The organism is Neobacillus niacini (assembly GCF_019749295.1).
In the GTDB taxonomy this organism is placed as follows: Bacteria; Bacillota; Bacilli; order Bacillales; family Cytobacillaceae; genus Neobacillus; species Neobacillus niacini_D.
The window spans coordinates 99,705-124,733 of sequence record NZ_JACWFG010000018.1 but is presented as its reverse complement, the minus strand read 5'-3'; the positions used below and the strand labels follow the sequence as shown (position 1 = coordinate 124,733).

The 25,029-nt window shown below is 39.4% G+C and carries 24 protein-coding genes; 20 read left to right on the top strand and 4 right to left on the bottom strand.

Annotated elements, in window-relative coordinates; genetic code table 11:
- Positions 1–90 precede the first annotated feature (90 nt).
- From H0184_RS21890 to H0184_RS21880, 3 genes are read left to right on the top strand one after another with little or no spacing between them, the layout of a single operon-like run.
- Positions 91–1,053 (top strand): D-2-hydroxyacid dehydrogenase, encoded by a 963-nt coding sequence (locus tag H0184_RS21890; protein ID WP_221828434.1) that lies wholly within the window; start codon positions 91–93, stop codon positions 1,051–1,053.
- A 16-nt stretch (positions 1,054–1,069) separates the two neighbouring features.
- On the top strand, positions 1,070–2,008 hold the full coding sequence (locus tag H0184_RS21885; protein WP_221828432.1) for a glycerophosphodiester phosphodiesterase: 939 nt from the start codon (positions 1,070–1,072) through the stop codon (positions 2,006–2,008).
- Positions 2,009–2,021: 13 nt separating this feature from the next.
- The gene (locus tag H0184_RS21880; RefSeq protein WP_221828429.1) at positions 2,022–2,429 is read left to right on the top strand and encodes a DUF1761 domain-containing protein; all 408 of its coding nucleotides are present in this window, start codon (positions 2,022–2,024) and stop codon (positions 2,427–2,429) included.
- A gap of 38 nt (positions 2,430–2,467) precedes the next feature.
- Here H0184_RS21880 and H0184_RS21875 read toward each other — a convergent pair whose 3' ends face one another.
- Complete coding sequence (locus H0184_RS21875) at positions 2,468–5,221, bottom strand: GTPase domain-containing protein (RefSeq protein ID WP_221828427.1); 2,754 nt, start codon at positions 5,219–5,221, stop codon at positions 2,468–2,470.
- A 243-nt stretch (positions 5,222–5,464) separates the two neighbouring features.
- Here H0184_RS21875 and H0184_RS21870 point away from each other — a divergent pair, with 243 nt between their 5' ends.
- The gene (locus H0184_RS21870; protein ID WP_221828425.1) at positions 5,465–5,980 is read left to right on the top strand and encodes a hypothetical protein; all 516 of its coding nucleotides are present in this window, start codon (positions 5,465–5,467) and stop codon (positions 5,978–5,980) included.
- Between the two features lie 32 nt (positions 5,981–6,012).
- On the opposite strand, the gene H0184_RS21865 is transcribed toward H0184_RS21870, so the two are convergent.
- The 3 genes from H0184_RS21865 to H0184_RS21855 form a co-directional block, all read right to left on the bottom strand.
- On the bottom strand, positions 6,013–6,735 hold the full coding sequence (locus H0184_RS21865; protein ID WP_221828423.1) for an amino acid ABC transporter ATP-binding protein: 723 nt from the start codon (positions 6,733–6,735) through the stop codon (positions 6,013–6,015).
- The gene (locus tag H0184_RS21860) at positions 6,732–7,388 is read right to left on the bottom strand and encodes an amino acid ABC transporter permease (RefSeq protein ID WP_221828421.1); all 657 of its coding nucleotides are present in this window, start codon (positions 7,386–7,388) and stop codon (positions 6,732–6,734) included. The genes H0184_RS21865 and H0184_RS21860 overlap by 4 nt, the downstream gene beginning before the upstream one ends.
- Positions 7,389–7,496: 108 nt before the next feature.
- The gene (locus H0184_RS21855) at positions 7,497–8,321 is read right to left on the bottom strand and encodes a basic amino acid ABC transporter substrate-binding protein (RefSeq protein WP_221828419.1); all 825 of its coding nucleotides are present in this window, start codon (positions 8,319–8,321) and stop codon (positions 7,497–7,499) included.
- Positions 8,322–8,616: 295 nt separating this feature from the next.
- Between H0184_RS21855 and H0184_RS21850 the strand changes: the two genes are divergently transcribed.
- The 16 genes from H0184_RS21850 (at position 8,617) to leuD (ending at position 24,998) form a co-directional block, all read left to right on the top strand.
- The gene (locus H0184_RS21850; RefSeq protein WP_396953615.1) at positions 8,617–8,946 is read left to right on the top strand and encodes a hypothetical protein; all 330 of its coding nucleotides are present in this window, start codon (positions 8,617–8,619) and stop codon (positions 8,944–8,946) included.
- 162 nt (positions 8,947–9,108) lie between these two features.
- Positions 9,109–9,246: a hypothetical protein gene (locus H0184_RS21845; RefSeq protein ID WP_221828417.1), complete on the top strand. Its 138-nt coding sequence runs from the start codon at positions 9,109–9,111 to the stop codon at positions 9,244–9,246.
- Between the two features lie 15 nt (positions 9,247–9,261).
- Positions 9,262–9,423: a Fur-regulated basic protein FbpA gene (locus tag H0184_RS21840; protein ID WP_221828414.1), complete on the top strand. Its 162-nt coding sequence runs from the start codon at positions 9,262–9,264 to the stop codon at positions 9,421–9,423.
- A 116-nt stretch (positions 9,424–9,539) separates the two neighbouring features.
- Complete coding sequence (locus H0184_RS21835) at positions 9,540–9,875, top strand: MerR family transcriptional regulator (protein ID WP_221828412.1); 336 nt, start codon at positions 9,540–9,542, stop codon at positions 9,873–9,875.
- 477 nt (positions 9,876–10,352) lie between these two features.
- Positions 10,353–11,627: an ammonium transporter gene (locus H0184_RS21830; RefSeq protein WP_221828410.1), complete on the top strand. Its 1,275-nt coding sequence runs from the start codon at positions 10,353–10,355 to the stop codon at positions 11,625–11,627.
- 80 nt (positions 11,628–11,707) lie between these two features.
- Positions 11,708–12,676, top strand: coding sequence for a DUF294 nucleotidyltransferase-like domain-containing protein (locus H0184_RS21825; RefSeq protein ID WP_221828408.1), 969 nt, complete (start codon positions 11,708–11,710; stop codon positions 12,674–12,676).
- Positions 12,676–13,410 carry an exonuclease domain-containing protein gene (locus tag H0184_RS21820; protein WP_221828406.1) on the top strand — a complete coding sequence of 245 codons (735 nt, stop codon included), beginning with the start codon at positions 12,676–12,678 and terminating at the stop codon, positions 13,408–13,410. Before H0184_RS21825 ends, H0184_RS21820 begins: the two co-directional genes overlap by 1 nt.
- A gap of 419 nt (positions 13,411–13,829) precedes the next feature.
- The gene (gene ilvE / locus H0184_RS21815) at positions 13,830–14,738 is read left to right on the top strand and encodes a branched-chain-amino-acid transaminase (protein WP_221828404.1); all 909 of its coding nucleotides are present in this window, start codon (positions 13,830–13,832) and stop codon (positions 14,736–14,738) included.
- An 11-nt stretch (positions 14,739–14,749) separates the two neighbouring features.
- A complete protein-coding gene (gene ilvD, locus H0184_RS21810) occupies positions 14,750–16,420 on the top strand; it encodes a dihydroxy-acid dehydratase (RefSeq protein ID WP_221828402.1) in 1,671 nt (556 codons plus the stop codon).
- Positions 16,421–16,874: 454 nt separating this feature from the next.
- Complete coding sequence (gene ilvB, locus H0184_RS21805) at positions 16,875–18,602, top strand: acetolactate synthase large subunit (RefSeq protein ID WP_221828400.1); 1,728 nt, start codon at positions 16,875–16,877, stop codon at positions 18,600–18,602.
- Complete coding sequence (gene ilvN, locus H0184_RS21800; protein ID WP_034677413.1) at positions 18,599–19,120, top strand: acetolactate synthase small subunit; 522 nt, start codon at positions 18,599–18,601, stop codon at positions 19,118–19,120. The genes ilvB and ilvN overlap by 4 nt, the downstream gene beginning before the upstream one ends.
- Positions 19,121–19,143: 23 nt before the next feature.
- The gene (ilvC, locus tag H0184_RS21795; protein WP_221828398.1) at positions 19,144–20,178 is read left to right on the top strand and encodes a ketol-acid reductoisomerase; all 1,035 of its coding nucleotides are present in this window, start codon (positions 19,144–19,146) and stop codon (positions 20,176–20,178) included.
- Positions 20,165–21,712: a 2-isopropylmalate synthase gene (locus H0184_RS21790; protein WP_221828396.1), complete on the top strand. Its 1,548-nt coding sequence runs from the start codon at positions 20,165–20,167 to the stop codon at positions 21,710–21,712. Before ilvC ends, H0184_RS21790 begins: the two co-directional genes overlap by 14 nt.
- Before the next feature lie 46 nt (positions 21,713–21,758).
- Positions 21,759–22,865 (top strand): 3-isopropylmalate dehydrogenase, encoded by a 1,107-nt coding sequence (leuB, locus tag H0184_RS21785; protein ID WP_221828394.1) that lies wholly within the window; start codon positions 21,759–21,761, stop codon positions 22,863–22,865.
- A 129-nt stretch (positions 22,866–22,994) separates the two neighbouring features.
- Positions 22,995–24,413 (top strand): 3-isopropylmalate dehydratase large subunit, encoded by a 1,419-nt coding sequence (gene leuC / locus H0184_RS21780; protein ID WP_221828392.1) that lies wholly within the window; start codon positions 22,995–22,997, stop codon positions 24,411–24,413.
- Positions 24,414–24,998 carry a 3-isopropylmalate dehydratase small subunit gene (gene leuD, locus H0184_RS21775; RefSeq protein ID WP_221828390.1) on the top strand — a complete coding sequence of 195 codons (585 nt, stop codon included), beginning with the start codon at positions 24,414–24,416 and terminating at the stop codon, positions 24,996–24,998.
- Positions 24,999–25,029 lie beyond the last annotated feature (31 nt).

Here is a 25,029-nt window from a genome sequence, read left to right as displayed (position 1 = left end):
TTTAACCAGTTTCTTCTAGAATGATTATCATTTTTCAGTAAATTCAGGTATTATTTATATTAATAAAAGATGAGCAATTGGAGGAAAAATATGAAAAAAAGAAAACTCGTTATTACTCATAAACTAGAACAGGACCATTTGGAACAAATAGAAGAAATTATCCCTGATTGGACGATCATTGCGGGAAATGATAGAGATACTTGGCAGGGGCATTTACAAGACGCTGAAATCATAGCAGGCTGGAAAAAAGGGATAGAAAAAGATTGTCTCTCCCCCCACTCAAAGCTTAAATGGCTCCAAACCTGGAGTGCCGGTGTTGATAGCTTACCTCTTGAGGCCCTTGCTTCTAAAAATGTGATTGTAACCAGTGCAAATGGCGTGCATGCTTATCCTATTTCCGAAACCATCTTTGCATTAATGCTCAGCTTAACGAGGAAGATTCATACATATGTGAAAAATCAACAAGAAAGAAAATGGCATCATTCTGGCATGAAACTGGAAATGCATGAAAAAACAGTTGGAATTATAGGCGTGGGAATGATTGGGAAAGAAGCTGCAAAGATTGCAAAGGCCTTTGGAATGAAAGTTCTTGGCGTACGCCATTCAGGTAAACCACAGGAGTTCGTTGATGAAATGTACACCACAGCTCAATTAGATGAAATTCTTCCTAACTGTGATTATGTTGTTGTTACCCTGCCGCTAACGAAAGAAACCAACCATTTATTTGGTTCCAAACAATTTGAGCTAATGAAATCCTCAGCTTTCTTTATCAATATTGGCCGCGGTGAAATTGTAGTTGAAGAAGATTTAATTTCTGCTTTACAGAAGGGGATTATTGCTGGTGCTGGATTAGATGTATTTGAAAAAGAGCCATTATCTGTTGATAGTCCATTATGGGAAATGGAAAATGTCATTATTACGCCACATACCTCTGGTTCCACTGAGCATTATAATCAAAGGGTAATAGAAAATATACTGTTTCCAAACCTTAAAAACTATATTTCTGGCGCCCAGCCTTCAGTAAATCTTGTTGATTTTTCAAAAGGCTATTAGCAAAAGGAGCAGCAATATGCAGTATGTCACATTAGAAAAGGGAAAGAAAAAGAAAACAGTCATTCTATCTTTAAAATTGATCATTACTGCCATACTCATTTTTCTGTTGGTTATTAATTTGTTTCCAGTCAAACCAATCCAACAAAAGAGCTTTTTTGATTATAATCGCCCATTGGTCATTGCTCACCAAGGCGGTGAGTTATTAGCCCCTTCCAATACCATGACGGCCTTTACGAAGGCTGCAGAAATGGGGGTAGATGTACTTGAAACGGATATACATATCACAAAGGATGGTTACTTAGTTACGATCCATGATCCCAGTTTAGATCGGACAACTAACGGCAAGGGGAACGTAGCAGACCTTACACTGGCAGAAATTCAAGCGCTTGATGCAGGTTATCACTTTAAGGATTTAGAGGGTAACTATAGTTATCGGGGTAAAGGAGTCTATATCCCAAGTGTTGAAGAACTATTTCAAACCTTCAAGGATATAAAAATTGAAATAGAAATTAAAGATGACAATCCTCCTGAAAGAATAGAGGAAATTGCTTCTAAATTATGGAACCTGATTGAAGAATACCAAATGGAGAAAAAGATTCTTATTGCTTCCTTTGATCAAGATATTCTTAATACATTTGAAAAGTATGCAAAAGGCCGTACAGCCACTTCAGCTGGCAGACAAGAAGTTAAAAACTTCGTTGTCACACATAAATTTCTTTTACGAAATCTCTATGTACCAGAGGTTGATGCTTTCCAAATCCCAGTCGAAGACAGCGGCTTTGATTTAACTGACCAAAGATTAATTGATGGAGCTCACCGTCTTGGCATGGATATCCATTATTGGACGATTGATGACCCAGAAACCATGGAAAAACTTATAGAAGCTGGTGCAGATGGAATACTGACAAACCGGCCAGACTTATTACTACAACTGCTTAAGGAAAAAGGGATATAAAAGGAGGTTTGAAATGGAATTTGCAAATATAAGTATATTCGCCATAATCTTAGCTGTTGCTTCAAACATGGTGATTGGTGCACTCTGGTATTCACCTATTCTCTTTTCAGCTATATGGGTGAAAGCCCTTGGTAAGAAAATGGAGGATATTGATCCGAAAGGAGCCTACGTTGGGTATGGATTAACCACCCTTGGCGGCATTTTTACTGCTGTAGTCCTTTCTTTGTTTATTCAATTATTGGATACTGTAACCATCTTAGATGGAGCTTTATTCGGATTTCTAATTGGACTTATTGCTTCATTCAGAGAATTATCCCCTACCTTCTTTGAAAGCAGGAACTACACTTTATTCTTCATTAGTGCCGGCTACCATATCGTAGCTTTGACAGTTATGGGAATTATTATTGCTGCTTTTGTATAACAGTAAAGGGTGCCTCAATTAGGAGGCACCCTTTACTGTTAATAGATAGTCTGTACACCCTTGCCTGCAATCGTAGTCCATTCAAATTGACGCAGTCTAACTTCAAAGAGTGTCAATGGATCACGGAACATTTCCGGGTTTGTATTCATTTTTTTCAATATCTCTTGATTTGTGGATATTTGAGACACTGATTCTTCGCTCGCAGCCTGGAGTATATTCGTTGGCTGTCTGAAGAACATCGTAATGTCTCGTTCTAATGATTTTTCAAAAAGCTCAAATTGTTGGAAGAAACGTTCAATAACGACCTCAGTTGTTTCTGAGTATTGATCATTTTTTACAAACGCTTTGTATTTGTTATATAACATCGCTTTATTTTGAGTAAGCGCTCCAAATAGTTTTCCCGCACTTTTCAACAGGAATTGTGATGGCGTATTCCGAAGTAAAATATTTACCTTTTCTAGTTGGAACCTGCTCGTCATCCTATCCGTATCGCGGCACCAATCATCAAGCACTTTAAAGTCGCATTCTATTTTAATTCTTTCTTCACCATATAAACTATTTAAGCCTTCCGCCATCTCATATAAAAATTCCTGTCCTTGTTCAAATTCTTCTTTACCGTTATTAATCCATCCTTGTAGTGCTGAATAATATTTCGGCATTAATTCTCTCTCTAAGTAATCTTGAAGTCTATCATTCATTACATCATTAAGCTCTATATGAATCGTACTAAAGTTGCTGTCTTCCTTTACTAACTCTGAACATTCTTGAAGAATTTTCGGGACAGCACTGGTAATTTCATTCTTGATGGATTCCTTGATACCTTGGTAAGACCTTTTTATTGCCTTTGTCGTTTGCGATTCAGTGTCTTTTAATTGGTTAAGCGCACCATTTAACTTCATCACCACTTCTTCGTTCCAGCGTACCGCTTCAATTAATTGATTCTCAACATCAATTCTCTTTTGCAGCAGCCTTGAAATAGTTGTTCGGATAAAGTATAAAAGCTTTGCCAGACGTTTATCAGATATGTTTCTTGTATCTTTTATAGATTGAATAAAGCTCCTTAATTCAACTAATTGCTGGCCTCTTTCATATTTAGCAGAAAAGGCCAATACTTGAGCCTCAGGTAAATATGATTGAATTTTCGAACTAGTTTCCTCAAAGATTCTAATAGCTTCCTGTTCATTGACAATCGTATCCATCTTGTTTAAAAGGAAGTGTACTGGTATATCAGGAGCAAGCTCAAGCATTTGTGTAAGAACACCCTTCTCTTTATCACCAAACGAAGAATTCGCATCTAAGACAAACAAAATACTATCTGCCATTTGAAGGTATTGCAGTAATTCGCCGCGGTCCTGATGGCTTCCTTTTAGACCAGGTGTTTCGATTAAAGCAAGCTTCTGTTCATATAAAAATGGGAATGGCTGTTGAAATTCAATTATTGATTCTAGTGCATTCCGGCGTCGATCCATCCGCTCTTGAAATTGTGTGAAGTCTTCTAGCTGCACGGTTTCCTGATCGGTTATTTCATAGATGTTTAAGTCCTCAAAATCTTTAAACATTACGAGTGACGAAGTGGGGCTATCCTGAATCTCTTCACCCAGAATACTATTAATAAAAGCAGACTTTCCGCTGCCGCTTAATCCGGTAACAAACAGGTGATGCGTGTCAAAATCATTCAATTGTGAAACCAGCCATTTTAAGTGGTTATTTTCACCCATATCCTGTGTTTTCGCCCAACTAATAATCGCTTCAAAGAGATTAATACACTCTTCTAATTCATCAATATGACCTTCTGTTTCGCTAATAAGATTTTCAGCTTCACTGACAATTGACATACTAATACTTGTTGGAAATAATTCATTCCATGACAATACAGCTGCCGATGCTAAGACAGCATGCTTCGGTACTGATAAGCGCAGCCAGTTTGTTAATAGATCAGGTACAAAATCTTCTAGTGTTTTTATACTGTAGTTTCCATTTATTAAACCAAAATACGTTTCGTAATGCAGATTTGAAAGCAATTGAAAATGAATGTTTCGATTAATATCAAGATTGAAAAGCAGGTGATTTACCTCTTTTAACCATGTAAAATAGGACTCTTCACTGCTGTAGCTGTTCCAAAGGGACGCTGTAAGCTCTTCAAAAGTTTTCCGGTCAAGGCTAAATAATTCAAATAGTCCTTGTGAAAAATAATTTGGACTAAAACTTTTTGTAACACCTTTCTTTACATAATCATTCACTGTCTCAAACCATTCAAGTGAACCTGTCCGCCTTGCTTCATTCAATGCAAGTTCAATGGCATGATCCCAATCCTGCTGCTCTTCAAAATAAGCACGGGCTATTGTAGTCACATTAGGATAATCCGGGTTAGAATCGATCGTTCTTTTAATGATTTCAACGGCTTCCTCACGCTTTCCCCGGTCAATATAGAGTGAAAATAGCTGTAAAGCCACTTCTGTCTTTAGGGTAAGGTTATTGGTATCAATTGATAGATAAAGATCCTCAGCGTTTGAGAGTAGACCTGTTTCATAGTAGGCATCGGCAATATTTTTCCTAGCCCAGAGTTCAAGTTCTCCCACAATGTTTTCCCATTTAAAGATAGCTGCCTCAAAATCACGATTGTGGAAATAAATCTCTCCCTGCGCAAAGCGTATCGATGTTAAATCGGGCAGATCTTTTTGTATCTCTTCTTGATAGGCGTCACCTAGCACACGTATCGGTTGTACGTTTTCATGTTCATTTATATACATTTGGTAATATGATTTTTTGATTAACTGACTTTCCAACGTCATTTTTCGTCCCTCCAATACCACCACTTCTATGCATTCATATGGAAAAGAGGCAGAATTATTCCTCTATACAATTCGAACGATGTACTTATTTTTAGTCCCAATTATACCGATTCTACCAAACGATTTTTTAATTTACGTATCAGTTATATTTCAATTTGAATACAATGCCCTAGATAAGCAGGCTTCTACTTATATCCAATTAAGAAGTATAATGGAATCATTCTACGAAAAGGGGCATTTATTTTGAATAAGGATGAAGCTGTTACATTGGCAGATTTGATAAAAAAATCAAGGCCAGCTGCTTACGAAATTACAAAAATGGAAACAGTCAATGGGTCACTGCCTCAATTCCATCAATGGACAAATGGTAAACAAACCTTAGCTGGTTTTGAAGTTACTGCGATTGATACCGGTACTAGCTATTATTTTCTATTCATCGATTGGCACCGTAATAACAACTATTATTTAGTTATTTACATACATAATAAATCAACCACAGCAGCGGAGCTGCGAGTGATTGACGAAATTGATGGAATCCCCCATATTGTGTGGATGTACAAGCCTTTGAAACGAGACGGGAAAAACGATTTAAGAAAAGCTTATTTCAAGCAAATGTTCGGCTCCACGACCGTACAAATCAAAATTCCTGCATCTCCTTTTGATGTAGAAGAATTCTTTAATCAATCATTTAGGCTTTGTCAAAACCGAATAAAAGCGGACAAGATTGTCGACATTTTTGATTTTGATAGTAAAAAATAGCGAAAACAGGCAGGCATCATGCCTCCCTGTTTTTATAAAACCTTACTTAAAAAGGCTTTGGTTCTATCTTCCTTTGGATGGTCAAATAATTCAATTGGCGTATTTTCCTCGACGATGAGCCCGCCATCCATAAAAATGACGCGGTCTCCCACTTCTTTAGCAAACCCCATTTCATGGGTGACAACCACCATCGTCATTCCTTCCTTGGCCAGTTGTTTCATAACTTCTAAAACCTCTCCGACCATTTCGGGATCGAGTGCTGAAGTTGGTTCATCAAACAGCATGATTTTCGGTTCCATTGCCAGCGCTCTAGCAATCGCCACACGCTGTTTTTGCCCGCCTGATAAGGAATCAGGATACGCTTCAGCCTTATCTTCCAATCCTACTTTTCTTAAAAGCTCTAAGCCTTTTTTTCTAGCTTCCGCGGCAGAAGTATTTCTTACTTTCATTGGGGCAAGCATGATATTTTCAATTACCTTTTTATGAGGAAAAAGATTAAACTGCTGAAATACCATCCCCACTTCGGCCCGTACCTTATTAATATCAGACTTTTTATCGGTGATATCAGTTCCTTCAATATAGACATGTCCATCCGTAATACTTTCCAGGAGGTTAATACACCGGAGGAAAGTGGACTTACCTGAACCAGAAGGTCCAATAACAACCACAACCTCCTGAGGCTTAACTTTTACATTAATATCTTTAAGTACTACATTTGTTCCAAAGGATTTTTTTAAATTTTTCACTTCAATCATTCGGTTGACAGCCTCCTTTCAAGACGGCTTAATAAGAAGCTTAACGAAAGCGTTAAGACTAGATAAATTAGTGCTGCTGTAAGATACGGCTCCCATACGCGGAAATACTGACCCTGCATGGCTCGTCCCCAATACATCAATTCTGGGGCTGCGACTAATGAAGCAAGTGATGATTCTTTGATTAAGACAATAAATTCATTACCTAACGGTGGAATCATCCGCTTGAACGCTTGTGGAAGGATTACATAACGCATAGCTTGTACATGTGTCATTCCAAGAGAACGGGCTGCTTCCATCTGCCCTTTATCAATCGATTGTATGCCTGCACGAAAAATCTCAGCGATATATGCAGCAGAATTTAATGACAACGTGAGAATAGCTGCAGCAATACCATTTGTTCCCCCTGTAAATAGTGGTACTACCGCAAAATGAATTAACATAATTTGTACGAGCATTGGTGTACCGCGGAACAAAGTGATATAAACGCTAAAAGGAAATGATAGAAATTTATTTTTCATCATTTTTCCTAATCCGATAAACAATCCAAGTACTGTCCCGATTAAAATACCAGCTAACGATAGTCCAATTGTCAGCAGCGTCCCTTTAAGAAAAAAGGGTGCGTATTCTACTAAAATATCCCATTGAAAATCCATAATAATCCCCCTAATGATACGTTGACCCTCTGTTAAATTATGTAAGACTAGGTATTAAACCAAAAATTGCGTAACTTCTAGTATAAAAGAGTTACGCAATTTTTCTTCTTATTGTTGATCTTTTAGAATTTGTACATCTGGATCTACTTTAAACCATTCATTGTAAATTTTCGCATACGTACCGTTATCTAACAGTTCATTTAGCGCTTTATCAAATTCTGCCTTTAATGCACTGCCCTTAGGGAACATTAGTCCGTAAAATTCTTGTGCAAATGCGTCTTTATCTTCAATAATAACAAACTTGTCTTTTGGATTATTTTTTGCATATTCTTCGATTACTGTATTATCTGCAACAACTGCATCCGCTCCACCAGCCTTAAGCTCAAGGATGGCTAAGTTATTGTTTTCAAACTTTTTTATTTGGCTGCTATTTTTACCAAGAAGACCTTCGACCGCTTCCTGACCGGTTGTTGCGTTTTGAACAGCAACCGTTTTGTCCTTTAAATCCTCAGCACTTTTGATATCACTGCCTTCTGGAACCATAATCTTATTGGTTGATAAGAAATAAGGCACAGAAAAATCATAGGTTTTCTTTCTGTCATCGTTAATAGTAATCGCAGAAACACCAACATCCGCAATTTTTTTCTCTAATTCTAGGAATACTGGGTCCCATCCTGTATTCGCAATATCAACTTTATAGCCTGCTTCTTCTGCCACCGCTTTAACTATATCAATATCAAATCCAACTATCTCGCCTTTATCCAGGTATTCAAACGGTGCATAAGCTGCATCCGTTACGACACGGAGAGTTTTCTTTTCCTTTTCTTTATCAGAATCCCCGCCGTTACTACTAGTTTCACTCGAGCCGCAAGCAGTAAGAATTAACATAAATGCCATGACCAAGAACGTTGTAAAAAGTTTAAACTTCTTCATTTTCCCATCCCCCTATTATACTTTTATGAGTTAATCTTTAAAACATTTATAATTTTTAGAATATAACGATTATAACTTTTTTCGCTTTCATATTCAATCTTTTATTATCAACACTTTACTAATTTACTATTTTAATACGCTAAAAAAACAATATGAAAATAGTATTGAATAGATAATAATCATTTTGGTTTTGATAATTTTAATAATGTATTCATTTTAACTAGGCACTTGCCCACACTCTCCACATATACCTACATAATCTATAGGGTATTATAACAAAAAGGAGAGTTGCCCAATGTATCCTTATGGCTATTACCCAGCACCACCAGTTCAGAATGAGTACAACATGTATGATCCGTATGCACAGCAAGATCCGTATGCACAGCAAGGTCCGTATTTACAACAAGACCAATATGACCAGTATGATCCTGATCGACAACCACAACAGCTAGAACGAAGAGTAAATCAACTTGAAAGACAAAATGAGCGCCAAGAAAGAGAAATCAATCAACTTCAACGTGATGTAAACCAGCTTCAACGTCGTTTGCAGCGTGTTAATCAACGTCTTCGTCAAGTCGAAAGAAGATTTAATTTCCCATTCACTCCATTCGATGGAGAGTACTAGGGAAAAGGGAGAACCAAGCCGATGTGAGCCTGGTTCTCTTTTTTGTTAGATTTTCTATTAAAGTCTAAAAAATCTTGTCAGTGTTTCTAACACAAACACTGACAAAGTTTTAAAATTCCGTTAACTTTTACATTACATACAGTTTAGAAGGGGAGAAGCGGCATGTACCAGAGTAATGAGATTAAGTTAGCTGAGCAAATTCTAAAGCTGGATAAGTTACGCGATGAATTGTTTGAAGAGCTTATGAAAAAGCTGGGCTCACGTGCGCATGAACTTATAAGGGAAGTACAAAATCAGTAAGGAGGAGAATATGTTATGTCAAATCAATTGCGTAAAGGAGTCGAAACACTTAGACTATTTTACATTAATAGATTAATTGAATCTGGTCACTATAAAGATTCTGACAATGAACTTATTTCCCTCACTCTAAGTGAACTACAATATATCTTTAAAAAAACATTCCCCATTAAAAGATAACAGTATTCAATTCAAAAGTTCTTACAGCATGCATCAAAATCCAGTCAATGTAAGGAAAACTAACATAATTTATATTAATACTACCTAATTATAAAAGAGTGTGGTGAAAAGAAAAAATGGCTAATGATTTTTCTTATAAAGATAAAAAAGTGATCACAATTGGAATTGTTAGAGACCTGACTGGTCTTTCAGAGAGACAAATTCGCTATTACGAAGAAAGAAAATTAATCTTTCCTGAAAGATCCTCTGGTGGAAGCAGGAAATATTCCTTTGCTGATGTTGAATTATTAGTGGAAATCGCCAACAAAATTGAAGACGGCGTACAAACACACGAAATTAGAAAAGAAATGCTGCGAGCTCAGAAGAAGCAAAATCAAGATGATTTAAGAAGAAAGATGATACAGGGACAATTAAATGCACAATTCGGATTACGAAAAGGACCATCTTCTTAACCAGAGGATGGTTTTTTGTTTTTCGCTCTGTTACTTGGTTGTTGATTTCCATTCCAGGCACTTCGCTTTCCGCGGGCGACCGCCGAGCCTCCTCGACACTGCGTGTCTGCGGGGTCTCGCCTGTCTCGCTTCTCCCGCAGGACATTTAATTTGCTTCAGTGAATTAGCACCGCACGAAGAAAATGCGATAGCATTTTCGAGGATCTTCGTGCCTGAAACGAAAATCAACAAGTGGTTAAAATAGACATTATCTTTCAACAAAACCTTGTTTAAAAATATTCCACAAACGTTAGTAAATTCCTATTATCCTCTAATCTAACAAACCTCTAGGTTAGGAAAAGAACCTTTTCACCTTCACTTTTTTAAAAACCATGTTAGGAAACCTCACATGTTTGTAGAAACCATTCCAAATCCATGTAAAAATACAAATACACCGAATGTTAAGAAAATTAACATGAAATTAAAGGGGGAGAAATGATGGATACTTTATTCTTAATGAACAGTTTATGGGTAATGGTTGGAGCAATACTTGTCATTCTAATGATCGGAGGATTTATCCTTCTCGAAACTGGATCCACTCGAATGAAAAATGCCGGACATATCGCAGGGAAAACGATACTTACATTTGGTATCTCTTCTATCATATTTTGGGCAGTAGGATATGGTTTAATCTTTGGCGAAGGAAACCCATTAATCGGTCTCTCGGACTTCTTCTACTCTGGATATGAGGTGGAAGGCTTAGCACTTTCCGGTTCCGTATTCTTTTTATTCCAATTAGCCTTTGCGGGTATATCATTAACGATTGCATTTGGCGGTTTTGCGGAAAGAGCAAAACTAGGAGCCTACCTCGTATTCGCCGTATTATTCTCAGTAATTGTTTATCCGCCAATTGCCCATTGGATTTGGGGCGGCGGCTGGTTAGCAGAACATGGTAAGCAAGACTTTGCTGGTTCAACAGTTGTGCATTTAACAGGAGCCATGGCAGCATTAGCAGCTACCCTTATTCTTAAGCCTCGTATTGGTAAATATAATAAAGATGGCTCTGCAAACAATCTAGCGGGACATAACCAAGTATTTACAGCATTAAGTGTTTTAATCTTATGGGTTGGATGGTTTGGATTTAATGCTGGAAGTACAGTATCCGTTGACGGCGCATTCTTTGGATTTGTTGCAATTAACACAAATTTAGCCGCTGGAGCAGGTGTTATCGCAGCGATGATCATTTCTTGGATGGTAATGGGTAAAGCAGATGTACCGATGATGTTAAATGGTGCTTTAGCAGGCTTAGTTGCTATTACCGCTTCTTGTGCCTTTGTTGATACATGGGCAGCCGTTCTTATTGGCTTCATCTCAGGATTACTTGTATTTTATAGCATTCGCTTCTTTGAAAGCAAAAAAATTGATGATCCGATTGCAGCCTTATCCGTACACGGTACCGCTGGTGTATGGGGAACATTATCAACTGGATTATTTGCTACACCAGAATTAGCAACGGTCGGTCAGCCAGGATTATTTTACGGAGGCGGCTTACACCAACTTGGTGTTCAAGCATTAGGAGTTGTAAGCAGCGGCGCTTTTGCATTTATCGTTTCCTTTATCCTCCTTACTATTATGAAATCAGTCATGAATGGCCTGCGCGTTACAGAAGAGGAAGAAATTATCGGTCTTGACATGAGCGAGCATGGAAGCTATGGTTACCCTGAAATGGTAAAGGTAGAAAAAACGGCAATCGAGTCAAAGCTAAACGCTTAAATTCTACTATACAATCACCATCCCCTTTCATGTTGAAAAAGGGATGGTGTTACCTATTATTGAAGGGGTGAAATGGATGAATGGACACCTACTTAGAGATTAGAAGATTCCGAGATAGTCAAAGCATTTGGGTTTCTCGCAATCATATTCAATTAAACCAGCTTCATGATAAAATCATCCATTCTGTAATCACAGTCTCAATTAAACAAATGGAAGATAGATATGGCCCCATCCCCTGCCCTTTTACCTTTTTTATGATGGGCAGCGCTGGACGGTTTGAGCAATCGCTCTGGAGTGATCAGGATCATGGTATTATTTATCAGCAGCAAAGCACAGAAATACAGGAGTATTTTTTAACATTAGGGAAAGAAATCTCATTGGGATTGCACCTATCAGGATATGAATATTGTGATGGAGCTGTTATGGCAAGTAATCCCTTATGGTGTAAATCACTATCACAATGGAGCCTGCAATTAGAAAGCTGGTCCCTCGACTCAAGCTGGGAATGTATTCGACAGTTATTAATTTTTATTGATGGACGATCCCTTTATGGTGAGCCTGAATTTCTAGAAAACTTAAAGAAAAAGGTTTATCAGACTATCCATAATGAGAAGCTTTTAAAAAAGGCTCTCAATAATACTCTTTATCTAAAAAAAGGAATTGGCGTCCTTGGACAAATACTAGTGGAAACACATGGGCTGCATTCAGGTTCCCTAAATATAAAGGAAAAAGCTCTTTTTCCTTATGTAAATGCAATTCGTCTATTAGCTATAAAAGGGAATATACTTGAAACCACTACTCTTTCACGTCTGGAAAGATTATCTGAATATGAACTGCCTTCTATTAAGAGAGAATTATATAAGAAGCAGTTTTTAAAATTACTAAACTTTCGTCTCACACTTTCAAAACCTGACAACTATGAAAATAGCCATTATCTTCCCATGACTTCCCTAACAAAAGAGCAAAAGAAAGAAATAAAAGAAATACTAAAAAATGGTACGGACCTTTACCGTTATGTCAGAAATTTAATAGAAAAGGAGGAGAACTAATGGGAATGAATGATATGATTCAATTTTTCAGACAGATGTCGGGTAAACTTGGTTCCAATATTTATGCAGGTGTCCAAGGGAAGACAAACTTGCAGAACATCTCATTTCTTAGACAAATTCAAAAGGAAATGAAAGAAAACAACTGCTTAGAAACACCTTTGCAAGAATTAAACGTGGTTGTGTTTGACTTAGAAACAACGGGTTTCTATCCTGAAAAAGGTGACCAAATCATCTCTATTGGTGCAATCAGAATGAAGGGTCAGCAAATTTTGAAAACAGAAACCTTCTATTCTCTTGTAAATTCAAACATCCCACTCTCAGAAGAAATTTCTGCATTAACCAAGATTAAAGAAGAGCATTTACAGAACGCACCAATCGCTTCAGAAGTTTTATTAGAATTTTTAAAGTTTGTAAAAAATCATGCCCTTGTTGCCCACCATGCTAAGCACGAACAGTCTTTCATGCAAAAAATGACATGGGATTTATTAAAAACTAGATTCGAGCATCGAATCATAGACACCTCATTCTTACTCCGCTTATCAAATCCAATGATTCAATCCTTACCACTTGAAGATGTGTGCCTGGAGCGTGGAATTGAGATAATCAATCGGCACCACGCACTTGGGGATGCAATAATGACTGCCCATATTTGGGCTCATTCTTTAGAGATAGCCCAAACAATGGGTTATAAAAACCTGCGTGAAGTATACGAATACTTAGCAAGAATTAGATAGTGCAAATACGAAAAACTAGTATTGTGAAAAACTAATGTCGTTTCCTTTCTACAGATTTATAGAGTTATACAGTCAGTTTTTTAAGTTGACTATAGTAGAATCCCCACGTGAAATCTGTTCTTTTCACTCTTCTTTTTTCCCCTCAAAAAAAATTTTTTTACTATTCTTTTTTTCCTCCAACCTTAATCTAACAATAATGAAAACGCTATCAACTTTTCTAATTTATTTGAATTGTCAGATTTTTATGTTGACCAAGAATTAGATTGGGTGTAAGATAACTGAAAATATAATTTGTATTAAATATTCTCATAAATAAACATGCCAATGGTACTCCCATTAATAGGAGAATAGGCTGGATATTTTTTTACAATCTTTTTTTAACTATCTAAAGCGTTTTATGACTAAAAGGAGTGGTTAGGTTGGGAAGTCAATGGATATTCCTTGACGGTGAATTTGTCAAGAAAGAGGATGCTGTAGTTTCAGTTTTTGACCATGGATTTTTATATGGAGATGGAGTATTTGAAGGCATTCGCGTTTATAGCGGAAACGTCTTTAGACTCGATGCCCACCTTAAAAGACTGTACGAATCAGCACAATCCATCATGCTGAATATTCCTTTTACTCAGGAAGAGATGACACAACTAATTGTCGATACGATCAGAAAAAACGAACTGGACAGCGCCTATATACGTGTAGTTGTTTCACGAGGTAAAGGAAATCTCGGACTGGACCCTTCCTCCTGCCCAAAGCCCAGCGTAATTATTATCGCAGAACAATTAGCACTGTATCCTAAAGAATTTTACGAACGGGGTATCAAAATTGCCTCAGTGGCCAGCAGAAGAAATCGGCCAGATGTACTAAGTCCACAAGTTAAATCATTAAATTATTTAAATAACATCCTTGTTAAATTAGAAGCCAATCAAGCTGGTGTTCAAGAAGCTTTAATGCTTAATGATCAAGGATATGTTACAGAAGGTTCAGCTGACAATATCTTCATTGTAAAGAATGGAGTTATATATACTCCTCCTGTTTATTTAGGAGCATTGGAAGGAATTACCCGAAACGCTATCATTGATGTGGCAAGAGCGAAAGGCTATGAAGTAAAAGAATCTCCTTTCACTCGTCACGATGTTTATGTAGCGGATGAAGTGTTCTTAACTGGTACAGCAGTAGAAGTCATAGCTGTAATAGATGTTGATGGCCGCCAAATTAGCGGCGGCAAACCAGGAATCGTTACAAACGACCTATTAGAAGAATTCAGAAAAATCGTAACAACGGACGGAGTGGCTTGTTATCCTGAATCTGCAAACCACGCTATTGTCAGTTAGGAGATAAAAAAATGCGAAGCGATATGATTAAAAAGGGGATTGATCGTGCTCCCCACCGCAGCCTGCTATACGCGACTGGGGTAACAGTGAAGGACTTAGATAAACCGTTTATCGGTGTCTGTAACTCATTTATTGAAATTATTCCTGGACATAAACACCTCAATCATTTCGGTGAAATTGTAAAAGAAGCGATACGGGAAGCCGGCGGAATTCCTTTTGAATTTAACACCATTGGCGTTGATGATGGAATTGCAATGGGGCATATTGGAATGAGGTATTCCCTTCCAAGCCGTGAAATTATCGCAGATAGTGCAGAAACCGTTATTAATGCTCATTGGTTCGATGGTGTTTTTTACATTCCAAACTGTGACAAGATCACACCTGGGATGTTAATGGCCGCAGCCAGAACCAACGTCCCTTCTGTTTTTGTATCAGGAGGTCCAATGGAAGCTGGTGTTTCTCCAACGACTGGAAAGAATCTTTCCCTTACCTCTGTTTTTGAGGGTGTTGGTGCTTACCATAGTGGTTCCATGACAGAGCAGCAATTGCTTGAAATTGAAACAAACGCCTGTCCTACCTGCGGCTCATGCTCAGGAATGTTCACAGCAAACTCGATGAATTGTTTAATGGAAGTCCTAGGAATGACAGTACCAGGTAACGGAACAATGGTCGCAACATCTGTGGGAAGACATGAACTCATTCGTCAAGCGGCAAAACATCTTGTTGAATTGGTAAAAAATGATATACGTCCACGCGATATCATTACAAGAGAAGCAATTGACAATGCATTTGCTTTAGATATGGCAATGGGGGGATCAACGAACACGGTTCTACATACCCTAGCCATCGCACATGAAGCAGGTATTGAATATGATTTACGCGATATTAACAGAATTGCTGAAAAGGTTCCATATTTAGCTAAAATCATGCCTGCATCAGATTACTCAATGGAAGATATCCATCATGCCGGCGGAGTAAGTGCCATTATCAACGAGCTTTATAAAGTTGAAGGTGCACTGCATAAGGAGTGCTTAACGATCACCGGAAAAACCCTTCAAGAAAATGTGAAGGATGCCGCAATAACAAATGAAAATGTCATCCGAACAAAAGACAATCCATATAGCCCTGTTGGCGGTCTATCCATCCTATATGGAAATATTGCTCCAGATGGCAGTGTAATTAAAGTCGGTGCGGTTGACCCATCGATTACAACCTTCCTTGGTGAAGCAATCGTTTTTGAATCTCAGGAAGAAGCACAAGAAAATATTAATAATGGTACTGTCCAAGCAGGACACGTTGTCGTTATCCGCTATGAAGGTCCAAAAGGCGGACCAGGAATGCCAGAAATGCTTGCCCCTACCTCCGCTATTATGGGACGCGGATTAGGGAAAGAAGTCGCACTAATCACGGATGGCCGCTTTTCAGGTGCCAGCCGCGGAATTTCAATTGGACACATTTCACCTGAAGCAGCTGAAGGCGGACCTATTGCTCTAGTTGAAAATGGTGACAAAATCCTAATTGATCTGCCTGCCCGCTCCATTGAATTGCTAGTGGATGACGAGGTATTAGCAGAACGAAGACGCTTATGGCAAAAGCCAGAGCCAAAAATTAAAACTGGCTACCTAGCCAAATATGCAAAGTTAGTTACATCTGCCAACACTGGCGGGATTATGAAAATATAGAGTTAAAAGATGCTGTCGCTTTAACCTAACCAGGGTTTAGGCTCCCTTTTAATAGCCGAGGTTAAAGACATTTCAGTAGATTTGAAAAGTTTATAGTAAAAATCGATGACGGGAATAAAGGAATAAGAAAATGTATTTTCAGAGAGCTGGGGTTGCTGGAAGCCCAGTAATACACCTTATTCCGACATCATCCCTGAGTATTGAGCTGAACAGTCCTAACTTATTAGGCTCAATCAGGTGTTCTATTAGGGCACCTGTTATCAAAAGAGGCGATAATGTTTATTTGTCGCTTCAAGAGGCAGCATTCGTGAGGATGCTGTAAAACCGGGTGGTACCGAGAAATGGAAGGCCTTTTCTCCCCGATATATTCTGCTTTTGTTTTCAACTGCAGTTTATTCGGAGGCGAAATGGCCTTTTACTATTTAGGTAGATATCTACAAGGAGGGATTAAGAGGTGAAAGTAGAAGCAAAGCTGGACTTCCAAACAAGTACGGCACCGAAAACTGGTGCAGACCTGCTCATTGACTTATTAATAAATGAAGGTGTCGATACCTTATTTGGGTATCCAGGTGGTGCAGTTCTACCAATATATGATGCGATTTATCGTGCGAGAGGCAACATTAAGCATGTCCTCTTCCGTCACGAGCAAGGAAGCATACATGCAGCTGAAGGTTATGCCCGTATTACAGGAAAACCTGGAGTTGTAATAGCAACTTCTGGACCTGGCGCTACGAACCTGGTTACAGGTATTACAGATGCAATGATGGATTCCTTACCTCTAGTCATTTTCACTGGTCAGGTTGCAAGAGGTGTCATCGGAACAGATGCTTTTCAAGAAGCAGACGTTATGGCGATTACAACACCGATTACAAAACATAATTATCAGGTTCAAGACATTTCCGACCTGCCTAGAATTGTAAAAGAAGCTTTTCATATTGCTTCTACAGGACGTCCAGGTCCAGTATTAATAGATATTCCAAAAGATATCTCTGCTGGAGAATTAACGCAGATACCTGAGGAAGGTGCTATCCACCTGCCGGGATATCAGCCAACAACGAAGCCAAATCCGCTGCAGATCAAAAAACTTGCTGATGCCATTACAAAGTCTAAAAAACCGGTTATTCTTTCTGGTGCTGGAGTTCTTCACGGTAAAGCATCTACAGAGTTAACGGCTTTTGCAGAAAAACACAAGATTCCAGTTGTAACCACTCTTCTTGGTCTTGGAACTTTCCCAGCAAACAACCCTCTCTCTCTTGGGATGGGCGGTATGCATGGAACATATACAGCAAACATGGCAATATACGAGACTGATTTACTGATTAATATAGGTGCACGCTTTGACGACCGGCTTACAGGAAATCTAAAGCACTTCGCTCCAAATGCAAAAGTGGCACATATTGATATCGATCCGGCTGAAATTGGAAAAAATGTTCCAACAAATATTCCAATTGTTTCGGATTCCAAGGAAGCTTTGATTGAATTAATTAATCAGACAGCAGAATCACCCGATACTGAAGGCTGGTTAGAAACATTAAACAAGTATAAAGAAGAATTCCCATTATGGTATAAACACGATCCAAACGGAATGTCACCACAATGGCTGATTGAAGCCATTCATAAAGTAACAAATGGTGAGGCTGTTGTTACGACGGACGTTGGTCAGCACCAAATGTGGGCCGCTCAGTATTACAACTTTGAAAAACCTCATCGCTGGGTTACATCTGGCGGTCTTGGAACAATGGGCTTTGGCTTCCCTGCTGCAATCGGGGCGCAAATGGCTTCACCAGGAAGCACGGTAGTAGCAATTGTCGGCGACGCTGGATTCCAGATGACACTGCAAGAGTTGTCTGTCATCTATGAACAGAATCTGCCTGTCAAGATCATCATTGTTAATAACGGTGCCCTAGGTATGGTTCGACAATGGCAGGAATTATTACATGGCAACCGCATTTCAGAGTCCATCCTTCATTCGCAGCCCGATTTTGTGAAGCTTGCCGAAAGCTATCATATTAGAGGGTTAAAGATTGAAAGTCAGGAAGAATTAATCACCAAGCTTCCTGAAGTATTTGCTTACGATGGCCCAGTTCTAATGGATTGCCGCGTATTACAGCAGGAAAAAGTCTTCCCAATGATTGCTCCTGGCAAAGGGATACACGAAATGATTGGGGTGAAACCATCGTGAAACGGATAATATCGCTAACCGTTCAGGACCGAAGTGGTGTCTTAAATCGAGTCACTGGTTTATTGCAAAGACGACAATTTAATATTTCAAGTATTTCAGTCGGTCCTACTGAAACCGAAGGCATTTCAAAAATGACCTTAGTAGTTGAAGTTGAAGATGAGCAGCGCCTTGAACAAGTGACAAAACAGCTTAACAAGCAAATTGATGTTTTAAAAGTTTCAGATATAACAGATAAGGCAATTGTCGCTCGTGAACTGGCACTCATTAAAGTAGCCGGCAGCTCACAGCTTCGCAGCGAGATTAACGGGATTATTGATCCATTCCGCGCCTTGATTATTGACGTAAGTAAAGACAGCTTAACGATCCAGATCACAGGCCGTCCAGACAAAATTGACGCGTTGATTGATTTACTTCGCCCATATGGAATTAAAGAGATTGCAAGAACAGGATTAACCGCCTTCTTACGCGGTCATCAACCACAGGTTAACGAGTTAACTACCTACTCTCAAATAAAATAAACATTTTCGAAGGGATGATTAAAATGGCAAAAGTATTATATAACGGAGATATTCAAGAGGCAGTTTTACAAGGAAAGAAAATCGCAGTAATCGGTTATGGCTCACAAGGTCATGCACATGCATTAAACCTAAAGGAAAGCGGCTTTGACGTAGTTGTTGGTTTAAGAGGCGGAAAGTCTTGGGATAAAGCAGTTGAAGATGGTGTTGAGGTTACAACTGTTGCGGAAGCAACTGCTCAAGCAGATGTTGTCATGGTTTTACTTCCAGATGAAATGCAGCCTAAAGTATACGAAGAAAGCATTAAACCAAATCTTGAAGCTGGTAACGCACTAGTTTTTGCTCATGGTTTCAACGTTCACTTTACACAAATCGTTCCTCCAGCAGATGTTGACGTATTCCTAGTTGCCCCTAAAGGACCAGGACATTTAGTACGACGCACTTATACAGAAGGCGCAGGTGTTCCAGCACTTTACGCAGTTTACCAAGATTACACTGGCCAAGCGCGTGAATTAGCTCTAGCTTACTCAAAAGGTATCGGTTCTGCTCGTGCAGGTGTGTTAGAAACTTCTTTCCAAGAAGAAACAGAAACAGATCTTTTCGGAGAGCAGGCAGTTCTTTGCGGCGGTACTACAGCCCTAATCAAAGCTGGTTTCGAAACTCTTGTAGAAGCTGGTTATCAGCCTGAGGTTGCTTACTTTGAGTGTTTACACGAATTAAAATTAATCGTTGACCTTCTATATGAAGGAGGACTAGAAAACATGCGCTATTCTATCTCTGACACAGCTCAATGGGGAGATTTCGTTTCTGGACCACGTGTTGTGAACGAAGATACAAAAGCACGCATGAAAGAAGTATTAACAGATATTCAAACAGGTGCATTTGCGAAAGGCTGGATCTTGGAAAACCAAGCAAACCGTCCACAATTTAACGCAATTAACCGCAGCGAAAACAACCATCCAATTGAAGTGGTAGGCCGTGAGCTTCGTGCCTTAATGCCATTTATTAAAAATAAGCCAGTAAATGAGAAGAAGGAAGTGGTGGTAAATGGTTCACGTTAACATCTTTGATACGACACTGCGCGATGGTGAACAGTCCCCTGGTGTGAATTTAAACCAGCTTGAAAAACTTGAAATTGCTAGACAACTAGAAAGGTTTGGCGTTGATATCATGGAGGCCGGATTCCCGGCTTCCTCCCAAGGGGATTTCGAGGCAGTAAGAGCAATTGCCCGGAGTATTAAAAATAGTTCCGTTACAGGCCTGGCAAGAGCAACCAAATCGGACATTGACATTGCGTGGGACGCATTAAAGGATGCTGCAGAACCAAGGTTGCATGTTTTCCTTGCCACCTCCCCTATTCATATGAAATATAAATTGTTCAAAACACCAGAGGAAGTCATTCAAACCTCTGTCGATATGGTGGCATATGCAAAACAAAGGTTCCCTCATATCGAATGGTCTGCTGAAGATGCTTCTCGTTCAGATCTTGATTTTCTTGTCAAAATCATTACAAAGGTTATCGACGCTGGAGCAACAGTCATTAACCTCCCTGACACTGTAGGATATGCAACTCCAGCAGAATATGGTCAAATGTTCCGTTATATCAGAGAAAACGTTCCAAATATCCATAAGGCTGCACTATCCTGCCATTGTCATGATGATCTAGGAATGGCTGTAGCCAATTCACTAGCTGCGATTGAGAACGGTGTTACCCAGGTCGAGGGTACGATTAACGGTATTGGTGAACGTGCAGGGAACGCCTCATTAGAGGAAATTGCCGTAGCTCTGAATATTAGAAAAGATAAATACCCTTTTACTACGAATCTTGTTTTAAAAGAAATCAAACGCACTAGCGATCTAGTAAGCCGTTTTACGGGAATGATGGTACCTGGAAATAAAGCTGTTGTTGGAAAAAATGCCTTTGCTCATGAGTCAGGAATTCATCAGGATGGTGTCTTAAAAAATACCTTAACCTATGAAATTATTACCCCTGAGATGGTTGGTATTCAATCCAATGATTTAGTTCTTGGGAAGCATTCAGGACGTCATGCCTTCAAAGATAAAATTGAAAATATGGGCTTTACGTTATCAGATGAAAAACTTCTTGAGGCATTTAAGGCTTTTAAACAGCTGACTGATCGTAAAAAAGAAGTTACCGATGAAGATCTATTTACCATTTTGACAGATATTCAAACAGCTGTTGCTGACATTAAAAAGTATGAGTTAGAAGCTTTCCAAGTTCATTATGGTTCTGCAAACCTCCCTACTGCTACTGTAGCGCTTACCACTCCAGAAGGTGTACGCGTTGAAACAGCCCGTACAGGTTCAGGAAGTGTGGAGGCACTAATGAACACATTAGAAGCTCTTATTAAAGAAGAAATTCACTTAACTGATTTTAAACTTAACTCGGTCGGCCAAGGACGGGATGCATTGGCTGAGGTGCATGTAAAAATGACCGTTGATGGTGTACAGGTAAGTGGCCGAGGTTCAGCTCAGGACGTTTTAGAGGCTTCTGCCAAATCATTCTTGAATGCTGTAAATCGAGTATTTTTTACCCCTAAGGCTGTTGTTCAAGCAGCATCAGCTCAAGCATAGAAGGCTTCGCAAGGCGAATGAAAAAATGACGAGGAGGTTGCTTCGAATGAAAAGACGTATTGTATTACTACCTGGTGATGGGATTGGCAAGGAGGTTATTAATTCTGCAAAAGATGTATTGAATGCTGTTGCTGAAGAATTTAACCACAGTTTTAGCTTCGAAACCCATGAAATCGGAGGGGCAGCCATCGACCTATACGGCACTCCGCTGCCGGAAACAACAGTTGAAGCGTGTAAACAGGCAGATGCTGTATTATTAGGCGCGGTTGGCGGCCCGAAATGGGATAACAACCCCTCCCATTTACGCCCTGAAAGAGGATTACTCGGTATTCGGAAGGCTCTTGATTTATACGCAAATCTAAGACCTATTAAAGGATTTAAAAACTTGCTTCATGCTTCTCCTTTAAAAGAAGAAGTTGTTGCAGGCAGCGATTTATTAATCGTTCGTGAATTAACCGGCGGAATTTACTTTGGTACTCCAAGTGAACGCCGTGACAACGGTCAGACCGTTGTTGATACACTTGCATATACGCGTAAAGAGATTGAAAGAATTGTAGATAAAGCCTTTCAAGCTGCACAAGGACGACGTGGCCACCTTACTTCTGTTGATAAAGCAAACGTGTTGGAATCCAGTAAAATGTGGCGCGAAATTGTGGAAGAGAAAAAAGCTCAATATCCAGATGTCGTGGTTGAACATGTATTGGTGGATGCGGCAGCAATGAAATTAATCACAAGTCCTTCCAAGTTCGATGTTATTGTTACAGAAAACATGTTTGGTGACATTCTTAGTGATGAAGCTTCTGTCCTAACCGGTTCACTAGGAATGCTTGCTTCAGCAAGCTTAAGCGAAGATGGAGTTGGCTTATACGAGCCTGTTCATGGTTCTGCACCAGACATTGCAGGTAAAGGTATTGCAAATCCAACAGCAATGATTTTATCAACTGCATTAATGCTGCGTTACTCTTTCCAACTCAATGATGAGGCAAAGTTAATTGAAGATGCGGTACAGTCTGTGTTAGATAGCGGATTCCATACAGCTGACCTTCAAATACCTGAAGGAAGACAAGTGGGTACTGAAGAAATGACTCGTCTAATTGTGGATTATATTAAATCACAGAACGCATCAAAATGTATTATGAGCTGTTACGTGTAAAATTTATTGCAGCTGGGCTCATCAGTCCAGCTGCTTCTCCCTATCTAGGAACCGTTTTTTTAAGAATTTACTTATCTAATCCGGGACGACCTCCCTTTTACTAAATCTATAAACGTGAGGAAGGACATTATGCAAATACCAAAAAATATAATTCAAAAAGTTTGGCAGCAGCATGTTGTACATCAAGAAGCAGGAAAACCTGATTTACTTTTTATCGATTTGCATCTAGTTCATGAAGTAACTTCTCCTCAGGCCTTTGAAGGATTACGGATGAACGGTCGAAAAGTACGCCGCCCAGATTTGACATATGCGACAATGGATCACAATGTTTCCACACGTGATCGTAACGTTATCAAGGATCCAATTTCAAAGAAACAAATTGATACATTGAAAGAGAACTGCCAGGAATTCGGTGTTGAACTTTCAGATCGTCAGCACCCTGACAATGGAATTGTTCATGTTATTGGTCCTGAGCTTGGTCTTACACAGCCGGGTAAAACAATCGTCTGCGGTGATAGTCATACTTCTACACATGGTGCGTTTGGTGCCCTTGCGTTCGGGATCGGGACAAGTGAAGTAGAACATGTCTTAGCTACACAAACACTTTGGCAAGCACCTCCAAAAACAATGAATGTTAAGGTAAATGGAAATCTTGGAACGGGTGTAACGGCGAAGGATTTAATCCTAGCGATTATCGGAAAATTCGGGGTCCAATTTGGAACTGGTTATGTGATGGAATATACAGGTGAAGCAATCCGCTCCCTTTCAATGGAAGAACGAATGACCGTTTGTAATATGTCCATTGAAGCTGGTGCACGTGCAGGCTTGATTTCTCCTGATGAAACAACTTTTGAATACCTAAAAGAACGTCGACATGTTCCTAAGGGTGAAGCTTTTCTTGAAGCAGTTGCAAAATGGCGGGCACTTGCTACCGATGAAGGTGCACAATATGATGCGGTTGTTGAAATAGAGGCATCTGAAGTTGAACCTCAGGTTACATGGGGAACAAACCCAGGCATGTGTATCCCAATTACAGCCTCTGTTCCAAATCCAGATCATGAGGAAAAAGCAAATAAAAAGGATGAAATTTCTCGTGCCCTTCAATATATGGGACTTGAAGCCGGCCAGCCAATTTCAAATGTAGAGATTGATCATGTCTTTATCGGTTCCTGCACCAATTCACGGTTAAGTGATCTGCGAAAAGCTGCCGATGTCATCCGCGGTCACAAGGTTAATCCTAAGGTTAAGGCAATTGTTGTTCCAGGTTCTTTTAGTGTAAAAATGGCTGCCGAAAAAGAAGGCATTGACCAAATCTTTAAAGAAGCTGGCTTTGAATGGCGTGAAGCTGGCTGCAGTATGTGTCTGGCAATGAATGATGACATTGTTCCTCCAGGAGGACGCTGTGCTTCCACTTCCAACCGTAATTTTGAAGGCCGCCAAGGAAACGGGTCTCGCACTCACCTTGTAAGTCCTGAAATGGCTGCTGCTGCTGCGGTTGCAGGCCGTTTCGTTGATGTTCGTCAGTTCACTGCTCAGGGGGTACTATAAATGGAACCATTACGCATTCATACAGGAGTCGTTTGCCCGTTAAATCGAAATAATGTAGACACAGACCAGATTATTCCAAAGCAGTTTCTAAAAAGAATTGAACGAAGCGGTTTTGGTCAGTTTTTATTTTATCACTGGCGCTTTGATGATGATGGTAACCTGCGTGAGGACTTTTCCATGAATCATCGAAAATATCAGGGTGCTTCTATTTTAGTAGCAGGTGAAAACTTTGGCTGTGGGTCCTCTCGTGAGCATGCCCCATGGGCGATTCAGGACTTTGGCTTTAAAGTGGTTATTGCTCAAAGCTATGCAGATATTTTTAAAAACAACTGTGTTAAAAATGGTATTCTTACGATTCAAGCTAGTGAAGAACAAGTTCAAAGTATCATGCGTAAGGCTGAGAACGAAGAGTACACACTTACTGTGAATCTAGAAGACCAAGTGGTTACCGATAATCAAGGGTTAGAGTTTACATTTGATATTGCTCCATATCCGAAAGAGATGCTGCTTAACGGCTGGGATGAAATTGGAGTAACTCTCAACTATGAAGATAAAATTGCAGCGTATGAGCTTGCACATAAATAAAGTTGAAAAGAGCTTGGACATCCATCCAAGC

Bases quoted from the DNA above. Each gene is read 5' to 3' on its own strand.
- H0184_RS21890 (WP_221828434.1), top strand. From the start codon at position 91: ATGAAAAAAAGAAAACTCGTTATTACTCATAAACTAGAACAGGACCAT.
- H0184_RS21885 (WP_221828432.1), top strand. From the start codon at position 1,070: ATGCAGTATGTCACATTAGAAAAGGGAAAGAAAAAGAAAACAGTCATT.
- H0184_RS21880 (WP_221828429.1), top strand. From the start codon at position 2,022: ATGGAATTTGCAAATATAAGTATATTCGCCATAATCTTAGCTGTTGCT.
- H0184_RS21875 (WP_221828427.1), bottom strand. From the start codon at position 5,221: ATGACGTTGGAAAGTCAGTTAATCAAAAAATCATATTACCAAATGTAT.
- H0184_RS21865 (WP_221828423.1), bottom strand. From the start codon at position 6,735: ATGATTGAAGTGAAAAATTTAAAAAAATCCTTTGGAACAAATGTAGTA.
- H0184_RS21860 (WP_221828421.1), bottom strand. From the start codon at position 7,388: ATGGATTTTCAATGGGATATTTTAGTAGAATACGCACCCTTTTTTCTT.
- H0184_RS21855 (WP_221828419.1), bottom strand. From the start codon at position 8,321: ATGAAGAAGTTTAAACTTTTTACAACGTTCTTGGTCATGGCATTTATG.
- H0184_RS21850 (WP_396953615.1), top strand. From the start codon at position 8,617: ATGTATCCTTATGGCTATTACCCAGCACCACCAGTTCAGAATGAGTAC.
- H0184_RS21845 (WP_221828417.1), top strand. From the start codon at position 9,109: ATGTACCAGAGTAATGAGATTAAGTTAGCTGAGCAAATTCTAAAGCTG.
- H0184_RS21840 (WP_221828414.1), top strand. From the start codon at position 9,262: ATGTCAAATCAATTGCGTAAAGGAGTCGAAACACTTAGACTATTTTAC.
- H0184_RS21835 (WP_221828412.1), top strand. From the start codon at position 9,540: ATGGCTAATGATTTTTCTTATAAAGATAAAAAAGTGATCACAATTGGA.
- H0184_RS21830 (WP_221828410.1), top strand. From the start codon at position 10,353: ATGGATACTTTATTCTTAATGAACAGTTTATGGGTAATGGTTGGAGCA.
- H0184_RS21825 (WP_221828408.1), top strand. From the start codon at position 11,708: ATGGACACCTACTTAGAGATTAGAAGATTCCGAGATAGTCAAAGCATT.
- H0184_RS21820 (WP_221828406.1), top strand. From the start codon at position 12,676: ATGGGAATGAATGATATGATTCAATTTTTCAGACAGATGTCGGGTAAA.
- ilvD (WP_221828402.1), top strand. From the start codon at position 14,750: ATGCGAAGCGATATGATTAAAAAGGGGATTGATCGTGCTCCCCACCGC.
- ilvC (WP_221828398.1), top strand. From the start codon at position 19,144: ATGGCAAAAGTATTATATAACGGAGATATTCAAGAGGCAGTTTTACAA.
- H0184_RS21790 (WP_221828396.1), top strand. From the start codon at position 20,165: ATGGTTCACGTTAACATCTTTGATACGACACTGCGCGATGGTGAACAG.
- leuB (WP_221828394.1), top strand. From the start codon at position 21,759: ATGAAAAGACGTATTGTATTACTACCTGGTGATGGGATTGGCAAGGAG.
- leuC (WP_221828392.1), top strand. From the start codon at position 22,995: ATGCAAATACCAAAAAATATAATTCAAAAAGTTTGGCAGCAGCATGTT.
- leuD (WP_221828390.1), top strand. From the start codon at position 24,414: ATGGAACCATTACGCATTCATACAGGAGTCGTTTGCCCGTTAAATCGA.